The sequence below is a fragment of the Sphingopyxis panaciterrae genome, from assembly GCF_011762125.1.
Taxonomy (GTDB): domain Bacteria; phylum Pseudomonadota; class Alphaproteobacteria; order Sphingomonadales; family Sphingomonadaceae; genus Sphingopyxis; species Sphingopyxis panaciterrae.
This window is the reverse complement of the sequence record NZ_JAASQN010000011.1, coordinates 1-14,447: the sequence shown is the minus strand read 5'-3', so window position 1 is coordinate 14,447 and position 14,447 is coordinate 1. Positions and strand designations below refer to the sequence as shown.

15 protein-coding genes are annotated in these 14,447 nt (G+C 65.1%); 5 read left to right on the top strand and 10 right to left on the bottom strand.

Annotated elements, in window-relative coordinates; all coding sequences use genetic code 11:
- Nucleotides 1-145: 145 nt before the first annotated feature.
- The 8 genes from FHR22_RS22100 to FHR22_RS22065 form a co-directional block, all read right to left on the bottom strand.
- Entirely contained in the window at nt 146-1,915 is a 1,770-nt protein-coding gene (locus FHR22_RS22100; protein WP_166946444.1) for a heparinase II/III family protein, read from the bottom strand.
- A gap of 2 nt (nt 1,916-1,917) precedes the next feature.
- Nucleotides 1,918-2,604, bottom strand: coding sequence for a ribulose-phosphate 3-epimerase (gene rpe, locus FHR22_RS22095; protein ID WP_166946442.1), 687 nt, complete (start codon nt 2,602-2,604; stop codon nt 1,918-1,920).
- 88 nt (nt 2,605-2,692) lie between these two features.
- The gene (locus FHR22_RS22090; RefSeq protein ID WP_166946440.1) at nt 2,693-2,911 is read right to left on the bottom strand and encodes a hypothetical protein; all 219 of its coding nucleotides are present in this window, start codon (nt 2,909-2,911) and stop codon (nt 2,693-2,695) included.
- 68 nt (nt 2,912-2,979) lie between these two features.
- The gene (locus tag FHR22_RS22085) at nt 2,980-3,222 is read right to left on the bottom strand and encodes a hypothetical protein (RefSeq protein ID WP_166946438.1); all 243 of its coding nucleotides are present in this window, start codon (nt 3,220-3,222) and stop codon (nt 2,980-2,982) included.
- Nucleotides 3,223-3,225: 3 nt separating this feature from the next.
- On the bottom strand, nt 3,226-3,429 hold the full coding sequence (locus tag FHR22_RS22080) for a type II toxin-antitoxin system antitoxin (RefSeq protein ID WP_166946436.1): 204 nt from the start codon (nt 3,427-3,429) through the stop codon (nt 3,226-3,228).
- Nucleotides 3,430-3,451: 22 nt separating this feature from the next.
- Complete coding sequence (locus FHR22_RS22075; RefSeq protein ID WP_166946434.1) at nt 3,452-4,351, bottom strand: SPFH domain-containing protein; 900 nt, start codon at nt 4,349-4,351, stop codon at nt 3,452-3,454.
- A 317-nt stretch (nt 4,352-4,668) separates the two neighbouring features.
- On the bottom strand, nt 4,669-6,825 hold the full coding sequence (locus FHR22_RS22070; RefSeq protein ID WP_243853991.1) for a M3 family metallopeptidase: 2,157 nt from the start codon (nt 6,823-6,825) through the stop codon (nt 4,669-4,671).
- A gap of 331 nt (nt 6,826-7,156) precedes the next feature.
- Nucleotides 7,157-8,026 carry an SMP-30/gluconolactonase/LRE family protein gene (locus tag FHR22_RS22065; RefSeq protein WP_166946430.1) on the bottom strand — a complete coding sequence of 290 codons (870 nt, stop codon included), beginning with the start codon at nt 8,024-8,026 and terminating at the stop codon, nt 7,157-7,159.
- A gap of 333 nt (nt 8,027-8,359) precedes the next feature.
- Between FHR22_RS22065 and FHR22_RS22060 the strand changes: the two genes are divergently transcribed.
- The 4 genes from FHR22_RS22060 (at nt 8,360) to FHR22_RS22045 (ending at nt 12,121) form a co-directional block, all read left to right on the top strand.
- A complete protein-coding gene (locus FHR22_RS22060) occupies nt 8,360-9,514 on the top strand; it encodes an acyl-CoA dehydrogenase family protein (protein ID WP_166946428.1) in 1,155 nt (384 codons plus the stop codon).
- Between the two features lie 113 nt (nt 9,515-9,627).
- Nucleotides 9,628-10,797 (top strand): acetyl-CoA C-acetyltransferase, encoded by a 1,170-nt coding sequence (locus FHR22_RS22055; protein WP_166946426.1) that lies wholly within the window; start codon nt 9,628-9,630, stop codon nt 10,795-10,797.
- Between the two features lie 102 nt (nt 10,798-10,899).
- Nucleotides 10,900-11,682, top strand: coding sequence for an SDR family NAD(P)-dependent oxidoreductase (locus FHR22_RS22050; RefSeq protein ID WP_166946424.1), 783 nt, complete (start codon nt 10,900-10,902; stop codon nt 11,680-11,682).
- 1 nt (nt 11,683) lies between these two features.
- Nucleotides 11,684-12,121, top strand: coding sequence for an acyl-CoA thioesterase (locus FHR22_RS22045; protein WP_166946422.1), 438 nt, complete (start codon nt 11,684-11,686; stop codon nt 12,119-12,121).
- Between the two features lie 245 nt (nt 12,122-12,366).
- Here FHR22_RS22045 and gmk read toward each other — a convergent pair whose 3' ends face one another.
- Complete coding sequence (gmk, locus tag FHR22_RS22040) at nt 12,367-13,029, bottom strand: guanylate kinase (RefSeq protein ID WP_166946420.1); 663 nt, start codon at nt 13,027-13,029, stop codon at nt 12,367-12,369.
- Between the two features lie 56 nt (nt 13,030-13,085).
- On the opposite strand from gmk, the gene FHR22_RS22035 reads away from it, so the two are divergent.
- On the top strand, nt 13,086-13,646 hold the full coding sequence (locus tag FHR22_RS22035; RefSeq protein WP_166946446.1) for a DUF2585 domain-containing protein: 561 nt from the start codon (nt 13,086-13,088) through the stop codon (nt 13,644-13,646).
- Between the two features lie 151 nt (nt 13,647-13,797).
- On the opposite strand, the gene FHR22_RS22030 is transcribed toward FHR22_RS22035, so the two are convergent.
- Nucleotides 13,798-14,181 (bottom strand): hypothetical protein, encoded by a 384-nt coding sequence (locus FHR22_RS22030; RefSeq protein ID WP_166946418.1) that lies wholly within the window; start codon nt 14,179-14,181, stop codon nt 13,798-13,800.
- Nucleotides 14,182-14,447: the final 266 nt, after the last annotated feature.

The window sequence follows — 14,447 nt, the reverse complement described above, 5'->3', positions numbered from 1 at the left end:
GCCGAAGGCGGCGCTCTTCCTCTTGCTCGCTGCGCTCGCGACCCACCCCTAACCCCTCCCTAAAAGGGAGGGGAATGTCTCAAATCCACCCCAAAACCGCCATCGGATGCCAATTTCCCGGAATTCAGGAGGGGCATGCACGGCTTCACCCGATATGCTTGAAGATCCACCCGATGCTTGCGCCGCCCGCGGGCGCGCTGCCGGTGACGACGAGCTGTTCGCACGGATGCGGGCGGCCTTCGCCGTCGACCCACAGGCTTTCCTCGACGTCGAGCGCGCCTTCGGAGGCGCGGAACTGCCATAGCGGTCCGCCGCCGATGCGGAGCAGCGCGCCGAGCTTGTCGGCGGTCAGGCTCGCCGAAAGATTGGGGCCAAGGTGAAAGCGCAGCGCAAAGCCCTTGTCGCCCTTGCGGCGGCTGCGCGGGGCGGGGAGCAGCATGTCCTCGCCGCGCAGTTCGCGCCCGTTCGGCGACAGGATCAACAGGCGGCGGTGGATCAGCCCGTGACGGCGCGCATAGCCGTCGTGACTCATCTCGAGCCGGCTGCCCTGCGGCGTCTCGCGGCGGTCGAGCTCGACCTCGGTCACCCCCTTGCCGAGCGAACCATTGGCAAGGATCGCGGTTGAATTGCTGTCGGCGAGGATCAGCGTCGAGTGGGCGGCGGTGGTGCGGAGGCCGCGCGCCAGGTCGGCGGGGATCGTCGCGCCGGTCAGCGCCGCGCCGCCGCAATTGACGACGATGCGTTCGTCGCCGTCGCTGAGTTCGAAGGCGAGGGTCGAGGCGCAGCCCGCCTCGGTGACCCTGGCGATCGGCGGCGGCGCTGCGTCGGCGAGCAGCACGACCTTGTTCGCGACGAGGCGCTGATAGCCCCAGTCGCGTGCCTGCTTGAGCGGGCGGGTGCGCACGCCGCTCGCCCGGACGATCGCCTGGATGTCGGCCGCCGCGGTCGCGCCGCTGCCCTGCCAGCTGCCCATGCCGCCGTCGCTGTGAGTCAGGCCGAGCAGCGCGGGAACGGTGCGCGCCAGCATTTCCTGCAGGAAGGGCGGCACCTCCATGCGGCGCATGTCATAGATGCGCGCGAGCATCGACAGCGCCATGATCGCGTCGAGCTGTGCCTGCGGCGAGCGCGAGATATTGCCGCCGTCGGCGTAGAAGCTCGTCTCCAGCACCTTGCGCAGCCCCGCCTCGCCGAACACCTGCCGCGGTTCGCCGCCGGGCATCAGCAGCGATGCGGCGACGATGCCGACCCATGCGACCATCTGGCCGATGCCGGGGCGCGTCTTGTCGGCGACGCGGTCAAGGTGGCGCGCCGCGCGCGCGAGGTGGTTGAGCACCGCCGAGCGGTAGATGAGGTCGCTCGACGACAGGATCAGCGGCGCGTGCGCGGCCCAGAACAAGATGCGCCAGCCGGTATTGTCGGCCTGCCACGCGGGTTCGCTGACCGTCTCGCCATGGACGCCAAGCCATTGCCGCACCATCGTCTCGGCGATCGGGACGGCGTCGGAGCGGGTACCGGTGGCGGCGAGATCGCGCAGCCAGGCGAAGCTGTGGAGATAGTCGGCGAAGGTCGGCGCGACGTCGAGCGCGGCGAAATCGAGATTGGCGAGCGGCAGCTTCAGCCCGCGATGAAGGAAATGGCCGGCGCGGATCGCGGTGCCGGCGCGCGTGTCGCCGGGAACCGGATCCTCGGGCACGCCGAGCAGCTTGAGCGGGAAGCGGCCCTTGAGGCGAAAGGCGTGGAGCGGGGTGCGCCAGGTCAGCCGGGTGATGTGGTTGGCGATGCGGTCGCCGAGCGAAAGCCCCTTGTCGGCGGGCAGGCGGATCAGCCGTTTACCGGGCTCGATCGTATCGTCGAGCGGGTCCGCGGCGGCGCTCTCCGGTTCATGATCAGTGGGAGCGATCACCGGCTTCACCATCCTCAGGCGCCGCGCAGCCGCCGGATATTGTCGGCATAAGCCCCTGCACCGCCCTTGAAGGTCGCGGTCCCCGCGACCAGCACGTCGGCGCCCGCCGCAATCGCGAGCGGTGCGGTCGCTGCGTCGATGCCGCCATCGACCTCGAGGCGAATGTCGCGGCCCGACTTGTCGATCATCTTGCGGACCGCCTCGATCTTGCGAAGCTGGCTCGAAATGAAGCTCTGGCCGCCGAAGCCCGGATTGACGCTCATGATCAGCACCAGGTCGATGTCGTCGATCAGATAGTCGAGCATCTTGGCCGGGGTGCCGGGATTGAGCGACACGCCCGCCTGCTTGCCCAGCGACTTGATGTGCTGGACGCTGCGGTGGATATGCGGCCCGGCCTCGGGGTGGACGGTGATGATATCGGCGCCCGCTGCCGCAAACGCATCGAGGAAATGATCGACCGGGCTGATCATCAGATGGACGTCGAACGGCAGTTTCGAATGCGGGCGCAGCGCCTTCACCACCATCGGACCGATCGTCAGATTGGGGACATAATGGCCGTCCATGACGTCGATATGGACCCAGTCGGCCCCCGCCGCCTCGATCGCGCGCACCTCTTCGCCCAGCCGCGCGAAATCGGCGCTGAGGATCGACGGGGCGATGCGGATGGGGGCGGCTTGCGGCGATGATGGGTCGGCGGTCATGGACCGGCCTTAACCATCAACCTCTTGGGGAGCAAGCGGGGGAGGGGGCACTATGGGTAGCCCATGCAAATATTCCGGTCGGACAGCGCTATTTGGCGGTCGGATACTTATCTGACCTTTCCCAACTCCAGCGATAAAAGGCGGCCGCTCCGGTAAGGGTGGCGACGACGAACATGGCCGCGGCGAGCGATGACCAGCGCGGCACGGAGAATGCGATGCCGAGCAACATCGACTGCACGAGGATGAGCGCGATGACAAAGCGTGCTGTTGCGATCCAACCTTCTCGCGTTTGCGGTGTGACCTGCATTCCGCGGCGGGCGAAAGGGCGAAGAGCGGGCGTGGTGCTCCGGCCGTCGGACGTCTTCTGTCGCTGCCTCACCGCCAGCGCCAGCCGCCCTGGGTCCTGGCGCGATAGAGCGGCAGTGGGGCGAGCGCGGCGAGGATGACGGCGCCGGTCGCCAGCACCGGCCGGCCCTGCAGCAGCATCGTCAGCCCGGCAATCAGCGCGATATGCGCCGCCAGCATCGCCCAGCCCTGCCAGGCGACCGGCATGCCGGTGCCATAACCGCGGCGCTTGGCGCGGAACCATGGCCGGCTATCAAGCAACAGGTGAAGCATCGCTCAACTCTCCTCTTTCGGCGGCCGGCCGCGCCGCGCAGGGACGGGTGCCTTGACGTTCACCCCGCGCCGCGCCAGCGCCTCGCGCAGCAGCACCTCGATTTCGGCATTGGTGCTGCGCAGCTCGGCCGCCGCGATCCGCTCGATCGCGGCATAAAGCGCGGGATCGACGCGGAGGGCAAAGGCTTTCTTGGCGGACGCGGGCATCGTTGGTCTCGCTTGGGCGGGCTCAATAAAGCGACCCGGCGTTGACCACCGGATGCGTGTCGCGTTCGCTGCACAGGACGACCATCAGGTTCGACACCATCGCGGCGCGGCGTTCGTCGTCGAGGTGGACGACGCCCTTGGCACTCAACTGGTCGAGCGCCATCTCGACCATGCCGACCGCGCCTTCGACCAGCTTCTTGCGCGCCGAGATCACTGCTTCGGCCTGCTGGCGGCGCAGCATCGCACCGGCGATTTCCTGCGCATAGGCAAGATGGGTCAGCCCGCATTCGTCGACGGTGATCCCGGCGACGGTCAGCCGCTCGATCAGCGCCTTGCGCAGCTCGACCCCGACCTCGTCATGGTTGCCGCGCAGCGTGATTTCCTGATGCTCGATATCGTCATAGGGATAGCGCGAGCCGATCGAGCGCACCGCGGCCTCGATCTGCGCCATCACGAATTCCTTGTAATCGTCGACGTCGAACAGCGCCTGCGCGGTGTCGGTGACGCGCCATACCACCTGCGCCGCCATTTCGATCGGGTTGCCGCGCAGGTCGTTGACCTTGATCTTGTCCGAAATCACGTTGTTCGCGCGCACCGCGATCTTCTTGCGCGACAGCCACGGCAGGATCCAGCGCAGCCCTTCCTGGCGGTCGGTGCCCCTATAGGCGCCGAACAGCTGGATCGCCGCCGCCTCGTTGGGATTGATGAGGTAAAAGCCGCAAAGGATGAGGGTGCCGGCAAAGGCGCTGACGCCCAGCAATAGCCATTTCCACGCGACCTCGGCCCCGCTGATGTTGGTGATGAGCGCCCACGCCGCGACGCCGAGCAGCGCCAGCCAGATGAGCAGCATCAGATAACCGCTCTGCGTATTCGCGCGCGTCTCGCTGCTGCGGTTCAGCGCGGGGGTTCCCGTATCGGCCATGTTTCCCTCCGAATCACTCGATATAATGATGATATCATATTTATATCGAATTCGGTGGCGGTCAATCGGGATTTGAATGGATGGGCGTTGGCGGCTGCGGGGTGGGGAGCGGGCGTTCGCTATCCATCCATAACCGTCGCCCCCGCGAAGGCGGGGGCCGCCGTCGGCCTAGCGCAAGGTTGCCAGCGGCCCCCGCCTGCGCGGGGGCGACGGTTACTTAGGCAGGGTCCGCTACCGGCCGCCAGCCGCCATCCATCCGGCGTTGACCAACAGCACGCGTCAAAACCAAAGCAAAGGGGGCCGCAGCCCTCTTTGCGTCATTCGGTCGGAAAACCGCGTTTTCTGAGCAACGCCTTCACATCGGGATCGCGGCCGCGGAAGGCGCGGTACGCCTCGGCGCGGTCGGTCTCGTTGCCGGTCATCAGCAGGATGGTGCGGAATTTGTCGGCGACCGTCCGGTCCCATGGTCCGCCCGCTTCGGTGAAGGCGGCCCAGGTGTCGGCGTCCATCGTCTCCGACCAGAGGTAGCTGTAATAACCCGCCGAATAGGCGTCGCTGCTGAACAGATGTCCGAACTGCGGCAGGCGGTGGCGCATGACGATTTCCTTCGGCATGCCGATTTCGGCCAGCGTGTCGCGTTCGAACTTGTCGATGTCGGCCGGCGGCACCTTGCGGTCGTGCATCTTCATGTCGACGATCGCGCTCGACAGATATTCGACCGTTTCGAACCCCTGGTTGAACTTGTTCGATGCCAGGATCTTGTCGACCAGCGCCTGCGGCATCGGTTCGCCCGTCTTGTAGTGCGTCGCATATTTCGACAGCACTTCGGGCGTCATCAGCCAATTCTCGTTCACCTGGCTCGGGAATTCGACGAAGTCGCGCGGCACCCCGCCGAGCGCGGGATAATGGATGTGCTGCAGCAGATAATGGATGCCGTGGCCGAATTCGTGGAACAGGGTGGTCGCGTCGTCGAGGCTGATCAGCGTCGGTTCGCCCTTCGCGCCTTCGGTGAAATTATTATTGTTCGACGCCAGGACATTGCGCTCGCCGCCGAGCGTCTGCTGGCTGCGATAGGTCGTCATCCACGCACCCGAGCGCTTTCCGTCGCGCGCGAAATTGTCGAGGTAGATCAGCCCGACATTCGCGTTCGTCTTGAGGTTATAGACTTCGAAGGTTTTGACCTTGGGATCGAAGACCGGAACCGTGCCCGTGTTTTCGCGGAAGCCGAGATCATAGAGTTGCCCCGCCGACCAGAACATCGCCTGGGTCAGCTTGTCGAGCTGGAGATATGGCTTCACCTCGCTTTCATCGAGGTCATATTTCGCCTTGCGGACCTTTTCCGCATAGAAGCGATAGTCCCACGGCTCGATGGTAATTTTCGGGCTCTTGCCGGCCTTGGCATCGGCATCGGCGATCGCCTGCATGTCGGCGACCTCTTCCTTCGCGCGCGCGACCGCGGCGGGCCACACCTTCATCATCAGCGCCATCGCCTTGTCGGGCGTTTTCGCCATCGTGTCGGCCATGCGGTACGCCGCGTGGTTCGGGAAACCAAGCAATTCGGCGCGCTGCTGGCGCAGCTTCAATATTTCGGCGATCGTCGCATTGGTGTCGTTGGCGTCGCCATTGTCGCCGCGATTGACGAACGCACGCCAGACCTTCTCGCGCAGCGCGCGGTTGGTCGCATTCTGCAGCACGGGCTGCGCCGACGAACGGGTGTTCTTGATCGCCCACTGGCCGGGCTTGCCATTGGCTTCGGCGGCGGCGGCGAGCGAGGCGACGAAGCCAGGTTCGAGCCCCGCGAGTTCGGCCTTGTCGGTGACGAAGCTATAGCGTTTTTCATCGCCGAGCAGCTTCGACGAAAAGGCCGAGAACAGGCCTTCGAGCTTCGAATTCATGGCGACCAGCTTTGCCTTGTCGGCGGGCGACAGATTGGCGCCGTCGCGGACCATCTCTTCGTAACTGCGCTCGACGATGCGGATCTGCTGCGCGTCGAGGCCGCTCGAATTGCGCTTGTCGTAGACCGCCTTGTAGCGCGCGAAGAGCTTCGGATCGAGGAACAGCTCGGTGTAGAAGGTCGTGAGCTTCGGGCTCCATTCGGCGTCGATATCCTCGACGCGGTCGTTCGACTTGTTCGACGTCTGCACGCCCCACAAGGCCGAAAGCCGGTCCATCATGTCGCCCGCGAGCATCATCGGGACATGGGTATTCTCGAATGTCGGTTCGGCCGGGTTGTCGATCACCGCCTGCACCTCGGCCTTCGTCTCGGCCATCGCCTTCTGGAAGGCGTCGGGGAAGAGTTCGGGGTCCATCTTGTCCCACGGCGGCACCCCCTCGAACGGGCCGGTCCATTTGGCGAGCATCGGGTTTTCGCCCGCGGGTGCGGTGGCGGCAGCGGGCTGGGCGGCGGTCGGTTCGGCGGCGGTTGCGGTCATCTGGCTATAACCCATGATCATCGCGGTGGATGCAAGCATCATCGATATGCGGCGGGCAAAAGGGTGCGCTTGGCGCGGCATCGGCATAACTCCCGGGGGAAAAGGTTTCGAATGAAATCTTTCCGAGCCTTAAACCGGGATGACGAAGCAGCGCAAGCGACGGTCGCCGATCGTGTAATTTTATTCCAAAGGTCACGAAGGTCACACTACCTACCCCGTCCTTGGCCCCTCCCCGGCGCCTTCCGGGGTTTGTTTTTGAGACGGAGGTAGTGGATGAGCGCATGGGGGGAGGCTATGCCCGCCGTATAATGTAGGAAAGCGAAAAAGCAGCGGGCCGCCGACGCGAACCCCTACACCGCCCGCTTCGGGGGCTTCATCCCCCGAATTCCGATTGCGCGAGCCCCGGTGCGTCGACGCGGAAGCTGAAGACGGCGCCCGCATGCGGCTGCGCCTTGCGTTCCTCGTCGGTGAGATTCTTGCCCGCGCTGGTGACGAAGGCCGTCTGAAGGTCCGCGCCACCGAAGGCGATCATCGTCGGGCGCTGTACCGGCATCTCGACCGTCTGGATCAGTTCGCCATCGGGCGAGAAGCGCACGACGCGCCAGCCGTCCCAGAGCGCCGACCAATAGCATCCCTCGGCGTCGACCGCCGCGCCGTCGGGGCGGCCATTGCCCTCTTCGAACTGATGGAAGATACGGCCCGCGCCGAGCGCCCCGGTTGCAGGGTCAACATCAAAAGTGCGGATCGCGTGGGTCGGCGTATCGGCATGATAGAAAGTGCGGCCGTCGGGGCTGAAGGCCGCGCCGTTGCTGGTAGCGATCCCGCCGAAGACTTCGGTCAGCGAGCCGTCGGGGTCGAGCCGGTAGAGCGCCGCCGTGGGGTTCGCTTTGTCGCTCGTCAGGCTGCCCACCCACAGCCGCCCCGCGCTGTCGACGCGGCCGTCGTTGAAGCGTTGTTCGGGCTTGCCGGCCAGCACCGCCGGGCCAAATGCGCGCGGCGCGGCGCCCCAGGCGTCGATCAGCGCACAGCCGGTTTGGAGCGCGGCGACCAGCCCGCCGCCCGCGCGCGGCGCGATGCAGCCGACCTGTTCGGCAAGTATCATCACCTCATCGGCGCCGGTCGCGGGATCGGTGCGGTGGATTTTGCGGCCCTCGATATCGACCCAGTAGAGCCGGGCTTCGGCGGCGTGCCAGAAGGGCGATTCGCCGAGCAGAGCGCCGGCGTCGAGAAGCAGTTGGACCATGCGCGACGTCTTAGCGTGACCCGCCGGTGCTGCCCAGCGACTGCAAACCTATTCGTTGCGGAGAGTTAGCGAGGCGTGAGCCCCTGGCTTTCGTCATCCCGGACTTGATCCGGGATCCACCGCGGCGCTGAAGTCATGGACCCCGGATCAAGTCCGGGGTGACGAGAAAAGGCGGAGCAGCCAACAAAGAGTTATGCCGTAGCGGCATTTCCACTTGACGTGGACGTAAACGTAAGGTCAGTTGCAGGCCGAAACCTGCATCGGTCGATGCGGGGCAATGACGTATCGGCTTCGACAGACTGGCCGGACGTCCCCTGGGAAAAAGGAAACATCATGTCGCTCGATAATCTGTCGCGCACGGCCTATAATGAGGATCATGAGGCGTTCCGCGCGACGGTGCGCCAGTTCCTCGAAAAAGAGGTCGCCCCCAATCAGGCGCAATGGGCCGACGACGGCATCGTGCCGAAGAGCATCTGGCCGAAGGCGGGCGAGCTCGGCATGCTGTGCCCGACCGTGCCCGAAGCCTATGGCGGGCTGGGCCTCGATTTCGGCTATAATGCGATCGTCGACGAGGAAAGCGCCTATTACGGCCGCGTGACCACCGGCTTCTCGCTCCAGTCCGACATCGTCACCAGCTATATCGTCAAATATGGCAGCGAAGAGCAGAAGAAGCATTGGCTGCCCAAGATGGTGGCGGGCGAGGTGATCACCGCGATCGCGATGACCGAACCGGGCACCGGCAGCGACCTGCAGGGCATGCGCACGACCGCGAAGAAGGATGGCAATCACTATGTCATCAACGGGTCGAAAACCTATATCACCAACGGCCAGAACGCCGACCTGATCCTCGTCTGCGTCAAGACCGACACCGAGGTGCAGCCGGCGTGGAAGGGCGTGTCGATCGTGCTGGTCGAGGCCGACCGCGAAGGGTATAAGCGCGGCCGCAACCTCGACAAGATCGGGCAGGACGAGGCCGATACGTCGGAAATGTTCTTCAACGACGTGCGCGTGCCGATCACCAACTGCCTCGGCGAAGAGGGGCAGGGCTTCATCTATCTGATGAGCGAGTTGCCGCAGGAACGGCTGTCGATCGCGGTATCGGCGCAGGCGTCGGCGCAGCGCGCCTTCGACGACACCGTCGAATTCACCCGCGACCGCAAGGCGTTCGGCAAGCCGATCCTCGATTTCCAGAATACGCGCTTCGTCCTCGCCGATTTGAAGACCAAGCTGCAGGTCGGCTGGGCGCATCTCGACTGGGCGCTGGCGCGGCACCTGAAGAAGGAACTGACCCCCGAAGAGGGCGCCGCGGCGAAGCTGTGGCATACCGACCTCCAGTGGGAAGTGATGGACAAGTGCCTCCAGCTTCATGGCGGCGCGGGTTATATGAACGAATATCCGATCGCCCGCGCTTGGCGCGCGGCCCGCGTGACGCGCATCTTCGGCGGCACGAACGAAATCATGAAGGAACTGATCGGACGGAAACTTTAAGCCCGTCGCCCCCGCGAAGGCGGGGGCCGCTGGCGTCCTAATCTGGCGTCGCTTGGCGCCTCCAACGGCCCCCGCCTTCGCGGGGGCGACGATATTCGGAAAGGAACTCCCCAATGGCTCATGCTTATATCGTTGATGCGGTCCGCACCGCGGGCGGCAAGCGCGGCGGCCGCCTCGCCGGCGTCCATCCCGTCGACCTCGGCGCCGCGGTGTTCGACGCGATCGCCGATCGCAATGATTTCGACACGTCGAAGATCGACGACGTCATCACCGGCTGCGTGTCGCAGGGCGGCCAGCAGACGATGGACCTCGGCCGCAACGCCGTGCTCGCATCGAACCTGCCTGATTCGATCCCGGCGGTGACGATCGACCGCCAGTGCGGTTCGTCGCAGCAGGCGATGATGTTCGCGGCGCAGGCGGTCATGTCGGGCACCCAGGACATCGTCCTCGCCAGCGGCATCGAAAGCATGACGCGCGTGCCGATGGGCTCGGTTGCGACCTTGTTCATCAAGGAAGGGCTTGGCCACTACAAGTCCGAACGGCTCGAGGAAAAATATCCCGGCATCATGTTCAGCCAGTTCATGGGCGCCGAAATGATCGTCAAGAAGCATGGCTTCAGCAAGGACGACCTCGACGCCTATGCGCTCGAAAGCCACCGCCGCGCCAAGGCCGCGACGGAAGCGGGCCGTTTCAAGCGCGAGATCGTCGGGATCGACATCGACACCCCCGAAGGCCGCCAGACGCACCTGGTCGACGAAGGCATCCGCTTCGACGCGACGCTCGAAGGCATCGCCGGCGTCAAGCTGCTCCAGGAAGGCGGCTCGATCACCGCCGCTTCGTCGAGCCAGATCTGCGATGGTGCGTCGGCGGCGCTCATCGTATCCGAACAGGCGCTGAAGGACCATGGCCTGACCCCGCGTGCGCGCATCCACCATGTGTCGGTGACCGCGGGCGATCCGGTGATCATGCTCGAAGAGCCGCTGTTCGCGACCGAAAAGGCGCTGAAGCGCGCGGGGATGAAGATCGGCGACATCGACGCCTATGAAGTCAACGAGGCGTTTGCGCCGGTGCCGCTGGCGTGGCTCAAATATCTCGGCGCCGATCATGCGCGGCTCAACGTCCATGGCGGCGCGATCGCGCTCGGCCACCCGCTCGGGGCTTCGGGCACCAAGCTGATGGCGACCCTGCTCGGCGTGCTCGACGCGACGGGCGGCAAATATGGGCTGCAGACGATGTGCGAAGGCGGCGGCCAGGCCAACGTCACGATCATCGAACGGCTTTAAGATCCTGCGTCGCCCCCGCGCAGGCGGGGGCCGCTGGCAACCTCGCGCTACCTCGATAGCGGCCCCCGCCTTCGCGGGGGCGACGATTTAAGGGAGAATGACATGAAACTCGATTCCACCGTATCCGCCGTCGTCACCGGCGGTGCCTCGGGCCTCGGCGCCGCCACCGCGCGCGCGCTGGCCGCGAAGGGCGTCAAGGTCGCGATCTTCGACCTGCAGGAAGAAAAAGGCAAAGCCATCGCCGCGGAACTCGGCGGCGTCTTTTGTGAATGCAACGTCACCGACGACGCGTCGGTCGATGCCGCCTTCGCCAAGGCGCGCGAAGCGCATGGCCAGGAGCGCATCCTCGTCAACTGCGCCGGCACCGGCAACGCGATCAAGACCGCGAGCCGCTCGAAGGAAGACGGCAGCATCAAGCATTTCCCGCTCGATGCGTTCAACTGGATCATCCAGATCAACCTCGTCGGCACCTTCCGCTGCATCGCCAAATCGGCGGCGGGCATGCTGACGCTCGATCCGATGGAAGACGGCGAGCGCGGCGCGATCGTCAACACCGCGTCGGTCGCGGCCGAGGACGGCCAGATCGGCCAAGCGGCTTATTCGGCATCGAAGGGCGGCGTCGTCGGGATGACGCTGCCGATCGCGCGCGATTTGGGTAACGAGAATATCCGCGTCAACACCATCCTGCCGGGCATCTTCGACACCCCGCTGCTCGCCGGCGCGCCGCAGAATGTCCGCGACGCATTGGGTGCCTCGGTGCTCAACCCGAAGCGGCTCGGCAACCCGGCCGAATATGCCAATCTCGCCATGTGCATGATCGAGAACGGTTATTTCAACGGCGAGGACGTCCGCCTCGACGGCGGCATCCGCATGGCGCCGCGCTGATATGCCCAAACCGGAAAGCTGGCGGCTCGATGCCGCCAGCTACCCCGTCTGTATCGATCTGCAGACGCGGTTCCAGGACATGGACATCAACGGCCACCTCAACAATGTGGCCTTTGCTGCGTTGTTCGAAAGCGGCCGGGTGCTGCTGAACCGGCAAGTCCGGCCGCTCGACGAACGCCCTTCGAACGAACGCACGATGGTTGCGGCGGTCGAGATCAACTATCTCGCTGAAGGCAATTTCCCCGATCCGGTGCGGATCGTGACCGGCATCGGCCGTATCGGCACATCGAGCTGGACGATCGTCCAGGCGATGTTCCAGAATGGCCATGCGATCGCGACCTGCGATACGGTGGTCGTGTGCCGCACCGACGGGCAGGCGAAACCGCTGCGTGCGGAGATGGTCGCCGAGCTGGAAGTGAATTTGGCGAAGCCGGTTTAGCACCCCGCCGCTGGCCTTCGTCATCCCGGACGATTCGGGGCGCTAGCGCCCGGCCTCATCAAGCTGATTATGTCGATTGCAAACGCGCCCGGGGGATGTCGGTTTTGGGGTGGAGAGCGGACGTTCGCTCTCCATCCATAACCGTCGCCCCCGCCTTCGCGGGGGCGACGGTTATTTAGCTAGGGTCCGCTATCGGCCGAAATCGGTCAATTTCGTCCTGGGTTCGCAGCGGATAATCGGCTTTATCAGAGCTTCTTGTCCGCGTCGGGCACCGAACGGATCAGGTCGCGCGCAAAGCCGATCAGGCCGATCTGGCGGCGGCGCTTCAGCCGCTCGGCGCGCAGGATCGCGCGGACCTCGTCGAAACAGCCTTCGACATGGTCGTTGATCAGCACATAGTCGTAACCGTCCCAGTGGCTGATTTCGTTCGCGGCGCGCTCCATCCGCGCGGTGATCACTTCGTCGCTGTCGGTACCCCGCGAACGCAGGCGGCGTTCGAGCTCTTCCATCGTCGGCGGCAGGACGAAGACGCGCACGACGTCGGGCCCCGCTTCCTGATAAAGCTGCTGCGCGCCCTGCCAGTCGATGTCGAACAAGACATCCTTGCCCGCCGCCAGCAGTTCCTCGACGCGGTGGCGCGGGGTGCCGTAGCGGTGGCCGAAGACATGCGCCCATTCGAGGAATTCGCCGTCGGCCGCCATCTGCTTGAAGGTGTCGACATCGACGAAATGATAATGGACGCCGTCGATCTCGCCGGGGCGCGGCGGGCGCGTGGTGGCCGAGATCGAGAGCGCGATGTCGCCGTCGGCTTCGAGCATCATGCGCGAAATGGTGGTCTTGCCGGCGCCCGAGGGCGAGGAGAGGACGAACAACACGCCGCGGCGGTTCAGATGGACGCTATCAGCCATGCGCGCTATTCGCCTGACCAGCGGCAGCGGTCAAGCGCGAAGGAATGGTGCGGATGATGGGAATCTCACGCAAGGGCTGGCTGGTCGCGGCGGGGCTGCTCGCGATCTTCACCGCCATCCTGTTCGCGATGGGACGCCCGCCGATCTGCCCGTGCGGCACGGTCAGCCTGTGGCACGGCGTCGTGCAATCGAACCAGAACAGCCAGCAGATTTCGGACTGGTACAGCTTCAGCCACATCATCCACGGTTTCATCTTCTACGGCCTGTCGCGCTGGCTGCTGCCGCGCCAGCCTTTGTGGATCGCGCTGGCGCTGGCGATCGGCATCGAGGGCGCGTGGGAAATATTGGAAAATTCGAGCATCATCATCGACCGTTATCGCGAAGTCACGATGGCCTATGGCTATGCGGGCGATTCGATCCTCAACTCGGTCAGCGATGCGCTGTTCATGATGCTCGGCTTCCTCGCCGCCAGCCGGATGCGCTGGTGGGCGACGGTCGCCATCGCGATCGTCTTCGAACTGTTCACGCTGTGGACGATCCGCGACAATCTGACGCTCAACGTGCTGATGCTGGTGTCACCGGTCGAGGCGGTGAAGCAATGGCAGGCGGGCGGGTAGCACCGTCGCCCCCGCGAAGGCGGGGGCCGCTGGCGGCCTCGTGCTACATCGATAGCGGCCAGTTAAGGGCTGGACATGCCCCCGGCATGTCCAAGAATGGTCCGGGGGACCATTCGACCCTTCACTCCTTCGCGGGGGCGACGCCCTATGATCAGTGCAGCACCGCGCCGCGTCCGTTCGCGTCGAGCGGGATGGCGGGCGGCAGGGCGTCGCCGATCTTCTCGCCGTCGGTTGCGGGATGGGCGGCCGGCGCATTGGCGATCCCCGCATAGGGATCGACCACCCCGGCATTGCCCAGCGCCGCGTCGACCGCATGCGCTTGCTCGGCGGCTTTGCGCGCTTCGGCGCGTTCGGCCCATTTCTTGGTGAGATAGCCCGCCGCCACCGTCGCGGCGAGCACCGCATAGCGCTGCGGGAAGAGCCGACGTGCCGCGAACAGCGTGCCGGCACCGATGACCGCGCCGGCGATGCCGTGGCTGCCCTTTTCGCGTCCGATCGCGCTGCCCAGTACGCCGCCAATGATCCGACCCATCATTTTCGTGTCTCCTTCATTCCATCAATCCACAGGGCGCGCGCCGGTTCCCGACTAGGGTCAGGACCCATTGATCCTGTTTCTCATACCCTATCGTCATTCCCGCAAAAATGGGAATCCCGCTCTTCTTCGTGCCCTTGTGCCTTTGTGCGAGCGGATAAAATCTCGCACAAAGGCGGTTTTGGGGTGGATTTGAGACATTCCCCTCCCTTTTAGGGAGGGGTTAGGGGTGGGTAGCGAGCGTAGCGAGCCAGAGGCAGAGCGCCGCC

Excerpts from the sequence above, each read along its gene's own strand:
- FHR22_RS22100 (WP_166946444.1), bottom strand. The coding sequence starts at position 1,915 with ATGGTGAAGCCGGTGATCGCTCCCACTGATCATGAACCGGAGAGCGCC.
- rpe (WP_166946442.1), bottom strand. The coding sequence starts at position 2,604 with ATGACCGCCGACCCATCATCGCCGCAAGCCGCCCCCATCCGCATCGCC.
- FHR22_RS22090 (WP_166946440.1), bottom strand. The coding sequence starts at position 2,911 with ATGCAGGTCACACCGCAAACGCGAGAAGGTTGGATCGCAACAGCACGC.
- FHR22_RS22085 (WP_166946438.1), bottom strand. The coding sequence starts at position 3,222 with ATGCTTCACCTGTTGCTTGATAGCCGGCCATGGTTCCGCGCCAAGCGC.
- FHR22_RS22080 (WP_166946436.1), bottom strand. The coding sequence starts at position 3,429 with ATGCCCGCGTCCGCCAAGAAAGCCTTTGCCCTCCGCGTCGATCCCGCG.
- FHR22_RS22075 (WP_166946434.1), bottom strand. The coding sequence starts at position 4,351 with ATGGCCGATACGGGAACCCCCGCGCTGAACCGCAGCAGCGAGACGCGC.
- FHR22_RS22070 (WP_243853991.1), bottom strand. The coding sequence starts at position 6,825 with ATGATGCTTGCATCCACCGCGATGATCATGGGTTATAGCCAGATGACC.
- FHR22_RS22065 (WP_166946430.1), bottom strand. The coding sequence starts at position 8,026 with ATGGTCCAACTGCTTCTCGACGCCGGCGCTCTGCTCGGCGAATCGCCC.
- FHR22_RS22060 (WP_166946428.1), top strand. The coding sequence starts at position 8,360 with ATGTCGCTCGATAATCTGTCGCGCACGGCCTATAATGAGGATCATGAG.
- FHR22_RS22055 (WP_166946426.1), top strand. The coding sequence starts at position 9,628 with ATGGCTCATGCTTATATCGTTGATGCGGTCCGCACCGCGGGCGGCAAG.
- FHR22_RS22050 (WP_166946424.1), top strand. The coding sequence starts at position 10,900 with ATGAAACTCGATTCCACCGTATCCGCCGTCGTCACCGGCGGTGCCTCG.
- FHR22_RS22045 (WP_166946422.1), top strand. The coding sequence starts at position 11,684 with ATGCCCAAACCGGAAAGCTGGCGGCTCGATGCCGCCAGCTACCCCGTC.
- gmk (WP_166946420.1), bottom strand. The coding sequence starts at position 13,029 with ATGGCTGATAGCGTCCATCTGAACCGCCGCGGCGTGTTGTTCGTCCTC.
- FHR22_RS22035 (WP_166946446.1), top strand. The coding sequence starts at position 13,086 with ATGGGAATCTCACGCAAGGGCTGGCTGGTCGCGGCGGGGCTGCTCGCG.
- FHR22_RS22030 (WP_166946418.1), bottom strand. The coding sequence starts at position 14,181 with ATGATGGGTCGGATCATTGGCGGCGTACTGGGCAGCGCGATCGGACGC.